The organism is Alcanivorax sp. HI0083, assembly GCF_001635175.1.
Map to the genome: position 1 here is coordinate 1 of NZ_LWFX01001285.1, position 5448 is coordinate 5448.

A 5448-nucleotide genomic window follows, 5' to 3' on the forward strand; every position below is an offset into this window, starting at 1 on the left:
GGAATCGACTCTGAGCTTCATCTTTATGATACCTTCGACGGCTGTAGATCAGAGGCTCTCACGCAGCCCGAAGATCGACGTTTTTCTGATGCGTTGGGTCTGCAACATGTTTCCGAATGTTATGAAGAAAGTGCAGTTTCCTTGCTCGAAAGGTTTAGTCTTAACTCTAAGGTAGTATTTCATAAAGGAGATATTACTAATCCTAACGATACTATCGTTCCAGACAAGATTTCACTCTTGCATCTTGATGTGGATTTTTATGAGCCAACATTGTCTGCACTGAGGCTGTTTTATGATCGGGTTGTTCCAGGTGGCACCATTATTGTGGATGATTATTATTTGAATTTGGTGAACTGCCGACAAGCAGTTGACAATTTTGTTTTAGAAAAAGACATAGCCGAATTTATAGACATGAACCGCTTTTCATCGTTTTCCTTAATTATGAAGAAACGCCAATGAAACTCGGTTTTTATCAGCTGATCAACTCTAGATTGGCAAATTGTATTGAGGAAATTCATTTTCATAGCAGGTACTCACCTAGTGTGGATGCCTACTTGATAAAAGAGATTTTTGAGAAGGAAATATACAGATTTCAATGTGCTCATGAGGCGCCACTGATTGTTGACTGTGGTACCAATATCGGTCTTGGGCTTCTTTATTTTAAGACAATATATCCTGATAGTCGCATCGTCACTTTTGAAGCGGATCCTCTGTCGGCCAGCGTGGCAAGAAAAAATATCAATTTTCTCGGTCTGACCGGAATTGATCTTGTGGAAAAGGCCATTACGGATACAACGGGCTCCACCGATTTTTTTGTTTTCCCTGATTCTTTAGAAAACATTCCCGTCTGCTCGACCTTTGAAAATGCTTTGGCAAGAAGGCGTATTATTGTAGAGAGTATGGCTGCAGCTGAGCTGCCTTGTTTGGATAATGGCGTAGACTTTATGAAGGTTGATATTGAAGGCGGAGAAAGCAATGTGATATCGAGCCTTGTAGAGTCAGGGAAATTAAGAAAAGTTAAAACCTTTGTTATCGAATACCATCACTGGGTTAAGCAGAAATACTCGTTCGATGAATTCCTCACTGTTTTCAAAAGACATGGCTTTCTTATGGAGATGGTTGATGAGGAATGTGCTCACCCTGCGTATCCTGAAACTTCAGGGAACAGTATTTTGAAATTCATTCGAGTGGATTGATATCGTGACAAAATCTGTAAAGGTAGACGTGATAGTTGTCGGAGGCGGGCCAGCGGGTGTGGCTTCTGTACGTACACTCACAGCAGGTGGTGCTCGCGTAGCATTGATCGAAAAAACACGATTCCCAAGAAGCAAGCCTTGCGCTGGTGGACTTTCCGCTGGAGCCGTGCGTTTACTTGATTATGACTTCACTACTGTTGTTCGTGAAAAGGTTAACGAGCTGAGACTGTCCTATAAAGATAAAAAGCCGGTTATCATTAAAGCGGAAGAGCCAATCGCATTAATGACTAAACGAGCCGAGTTCGATAGTCTTGGGATCGAAGCAGCATTGAGTACCGAATGTCAGTACTTTGTACTACCAGAAATTAGTGGAATTGAGCTTCGTAGGGATGCTGTTGAGCTAATCTATCCTGGCCTCAGAATTAAGGGCAACTACCTGGTTGCGGCGGATGGTGCGGGGAGTACTATACGGCGTTTGATCTCCGGTCGACCGAAGGGGGCTTTTGGGGTAGCTATTGAAGCCGACGTTGATGCGAACGAAGTTAATACTCAAGAAATTAGAACAAAAGTTGATTTCGGTTTTTCTCCTGGAGGGTATGGCTGGGTATTTCCAAAAGGGGATCACTACAACGTTGGTTTGTATTCCTGGAATAGTCGCCATTCCCGATTTGTAAATCGTCCAGCCCTTAAGCAATATGCTCAGATTTCGTTGGGAGAGGTAAATCTTTCGGATATTCGTGGCTTCCCCATCGCAATTTCATGCTCAAAGAAAAGTATGGGCAGCGGAAGAGTTTTGTTTGTCGGTGATGCAGGAGGGTTTACTTATGCCTCAAGTGGTGAAGGTATTTATGGTGCAATACTTACGGGGCAGCTTGCCGCTAAATCAGTACTGATAGGGGGCGATGTTGTGAATAATTATCGTGCTACCTCCTCTAGGTATCTACGTAGATGCGGTCTAAATAGAGCTTTCTCTAGGCTTATTTACCCCACGTTAGGCGTTTCCTACCCTTTGTTCGCGGCACGGCTTAATAGTCAGGCAATGCGCGCATCCATGTCATTGGTAGATTCAGAGAAAAGATGATGAAAGCAGTGATTTTATGTGGTGGACAAGGGCTGCGTATGAAAGGCTGCTTTGGGAATACCCCAAAGCCATTAGTGGAAGTACAGGGCAAGCCTATCCTTGAACATATAATTCATCATTATTGTCTTTATGGGGTGTCTGAGTTTGTATTGTTGGTTGGAGCAAATGAACTGGCTTTTCGGCAGTTTGCTGATCGATATAAGGGTGGCAGCGTTTTAATAAAGGTGCTTCAGACGGGGGAGGATACTCCTACAGGTGGTCGCTTGGCTATTGCATCGCATTTATTTAAAAATGAGAAAAACGTCTTGGCTACATATGGAGATGGAATCGCCAATCTGAACGTCGATGCCTTGGTAGACCAGCATATTTCTTCTGGTAAAGGTGTGACTTTGACCGCCGTACAGCCCCGGCTGCCGTTCGGTTTACTAGATGTTGATGATAGTGCCTCTGTCATTTCTTTTATCGAAAAGCCGATGATGCCTCAGCTGATAAATGGTGGTTTCTTTGTGATTTCGACCGAGGTTTTAAAGAAACTTGATTTAGACAGTGATTTTGAAACTGATGTGCTGCCTTCCCTTGTTGACAAAGGGGAGCTTGGTGCATATTTCCATAAGGGTTTCTGGCAGAGTATGGATACTTATAAAGATGTTGTTAGATTGAATTCGATGGAGTTGCCGACGCTTTAAGAATTATGACTCTTTGACATTTTGTATTTCTCTAACTCGCCTCTGTGAGTAAGTATCTCTGTGAGTAGCTTTGCGGATTGGTGTTCGTAATTTCTAGAAAAAACAGGGTCTTTCTTCGCTTTTGCTGGGGTTGGAGAGTCGGTTGCCTCGATTTTTATAAAGCTTGAATCCGTAAATCTGATATAAGAGCCTTCTTTAACAAATCCCTTATTCTGTACCAGGTTTTTCCCTGGAATAATAGCCTCCATATCGTGTAGAGCCTGTTTCCAACCCCAGCGCAAATCCCAGGTGCATCGGTCATCCAGACGTTCAAAAAAGGGAGTAAGTAGGCTGTTTGGGTTCTGCAGTTTATCAATTACTCCGTTGTCTTTTTTTCCATAAGGAAGGGGGGAGTTACGTAAAGTTTGCCATTTTTCCGCCCATGTGGCCCAGCCCCAGTAAAAAAAAGCAAAAGGGACTATGTATGCTTTGTTTTCTCTATTGCTCGCCCCAAGGTTGCAGCCAATGATGCTTCCTATTTCCTCAGCGTTTTCATAACGCGCCAACATTCTATTGCAAAAATCAAAAAAAGATGAGGAGGGTACGGTATCGTCTTCCAGTACGATGGCGCTTTCCTCAATGCTAAAGACATGATCGAGCCCGTTATGTATAGAGTCATTGATGAGAAGATGCTGATCTTGGAAAAGGTAGATAATCTCGCCTGGTAATTGCCATTGACTGATGCTGTGTCTAATTGCCTCGACGGTAAGTCTTTCCTCTTCAGATGAATATAGATTACTAACTACATATAACCTAGGGGGAGAGTAAGATTTTATTGCCTGGAAAATTTCCTCCAGGAATTGTCGTTTTCTGTAAGTAAAGAGTACAACTGGGGCGTTATTGATCGTAGTCATTGGTATCTCTATGGTAAATGCCGTGTTCTTGATACCAATTAATAGTCTCAACTAGAGCCTGATGTAGAGGGGTCTTTGGCTCCCAGCCGAGAACCTTGGCGATTTTTCTGCAATCAAGTGACTGATATGTGATTTCACCAAAATTCTGGTTCTTAATAATTACTCGCGCTCGGCTTTCAGGAATGGCAGATTGAATGAATTTCACCATGTCGAGTACAGAGATGGCGGTTGGGTTACCTATGTTGAAAGCCTGCCCATGCACCCTGTTTTGTGGTGCAGTCAGCAGTTGTAGGTAAGCATCTGCAACATCAGTTGCATAAATGTAGCAGCGTTGGAGCAGGCCAGAGCTGCGGATAATGATGTCTTGGTTTTTTAGGCATGAGGCAATGGTTCCGGGTATGATGCGGCTGAAGTTTAAGTCATAGGCTCCGAAGGTGTTGCCACAGCGGGTAATGGTGACGGGAAGAGCATGCGTATGGAAGTAGCTTAGGGCGAGTTGCTCAGTAGCTTGTTTGCTGAGATCGTAGGGGTATTGTGCTTTGAGCTCAAAATCCTCTTGGTAGGGCTGCTTTTGGTGTTGGCCATAGGCTTTATCAGAGGAGGCTACAATTATAGAACGCAATTTCCCGTACCGCCGAGCGGCCTCGAGCAGTAGCCAGGTGCCACGAATATTGATGTCAAAAGTGGATTCTGTATCAGATAGAGCATTGCCGACGATGGGTTGGGCGGCCAAGTGAACCAAGTCTGTGGGCTTATGACGGGTAAACACTTCTTCCAGTAATCCAGTATCGCGGATATCACCTTCAATTTGAATCTCGCCATGCGCTTGAAATGGGTGGTTTCTGGCGAGGCTGATGACGTCAGCCCCTTCAGCAAGCAGCCGTTTACTGAGGTGCGTACCTATCAGGCCTGACCCGCCGGTGATGAGAATTTTTCGGCTTTTCATTTGCATGGAAGAAAATCAATCATAAGGTTTATTCGACGATTCTGAGCATGGTTTTTGACGCTGTGTCTATAACTGTAGTCAAACATTATCTCGTCTCCTGCATTACGTAACTCTTTCTTATGACCGTTACATTGCATCTCGCAGCAACCGTTAATTAGGTCCTCCAGTAAGAGATGGTAGACATAATGCTGCCTGGTGTGCGTGTGCTCTTTCAGAGTTGCATTAGGCCCAAGGACTGATATTGCAGCAAAAAAAACCCCGGGAACTTTATCAAGTAGAGACGTTGTTAAAGGTAAAAGATTCATCGCTTCTATTTCGGTTATAGTTTCCCCTTTTTTATAGATTACTAAGGCCGTATGATCCCCTTGGCGAACATTGTAGCCGGCTTGATCTTCGCGTAGTCCGTTCTCGAAGACCCAATTTTTTAGATGTGTATCAATTCCCATTCCGGCATTCACGATTTCTTGTATGTACTGGCTTTCTTTGTATGCGCGCCTGAATTCGCAAGCAATTTTTTTATGCTGGCGTCTTATGGTTTGAAGAAAAGTGAATTGCGATGTAGGTATAAACATTTCGTCTTGGCGTCAGGATGGGAAAAAAAGTCTCAGGGCATATCGAGTTGAACTTGTGCCTGCATTCATTCTTT

The 5448-nt window shown here is 43.8% G+C and carries 7 protein-coding genes; 4 read left to right on the forward strand and 3 right to left on the reverse strand.

The features are described 5' to 3' along the window. From A3754_RS19050 to A3754_RS19060, 4 genes are all read left to right on the forward strand, one after another. Positions 1 to 459 (forward strand): TylF/MycF/NovP-related O-methyltransferase (locus A3754_RS19050; protein ID WP_197468719.1); only part of this gene is annotated, 459 nt, incomplete at its 5' end. Beyond that, on the forward strand, positions 456 to 1196 hold the full coding sequence (locus tag A3754_RS19055) for an FkbM family methyltransferase (protein ID WP_063520958.1): 741 nt from the start codon (positions 456 to 458) through the stop codon (positions 1194 to 1196). The genes A3754_RS19050 and A3754_RS19055, both read left to right, overlap by 4 nt. Positions 1197 to 1200: 4 nt before the next feature. Beyond that, entirely contained in the window at positions 1201 to 2277 is a 1077-nt protein-coding gene (locus A3754_RS26275) for a geranylgeranyl reductase family protein (RefSeq protein ID WP_197468720.1), read from the forward strand. Continuing rightward, on the forward strand, positions 2274 to 2963 hold the full coding sequence (locus A3754_RS19060) for a sugar phosphate nucleotidyltransferase (RefSeq protein ID WP_082872295.1): 690 nt from the start codon (positions 2274 to 2276) through the stop codon (positions 2961 to 2963). The genes A3754_RS26275 and A3754_RS19060 overlap by 4 nt, the downstream gene beginning before the upstream one ends. Here the strand turns inward: A3754_RS19060 and A3754_RS19065 are convergent. From A3754_RS19065 to A3754_RS19075, 3 genes are read right to left on the reverse strand one after another with little or no spacing between them, the layout of a single operon-like run. After that, the gene (locus A3754_RS19065; protein WP_063520959.1) at positions 2960 to 3856 is read right to left on the reverse strand and encodes a hypothetical protein; all 897 of its coding nucleotides are present in this window, start codon (positions 3854 to 3856) and stop codon (positions 2960 to 2962) included. The genes A3754_RS19060 and A3754_RS19065 overlap by 4 nt on opposite strands. After that, the gene (locus A3754_RS19070) at positions 3840 to 4808 is read right to left on the reverse strand and encodes an NAD(P)-dependent oxidoreductase (protein WP_063520960.1); all 969 of its coding nucleotides are present in this window, start codon (positions 4806 to 4808) and stop codon (positions 3840 to 3842) included. Before A3754_RS19070 ends, A3754_RS19065 begins: the two co-directional genes overlap by 17 nt. Next, entirely contained in the window at positions 4799 to 5248 is a 450-nt protein-coding gene (locus A3754_RS19075) for an aspartyl/asparaginyl beta-hydroxylase domain-containing protein (protein WP_197468721.1), read from the reverse strand. Before A3754_RS19075 ends, A3754_RS19070 begins: the two co-directional genes overlap by 10 nt. Positions 5249 to 5448 lie beyond the last annotated feature (200 nt).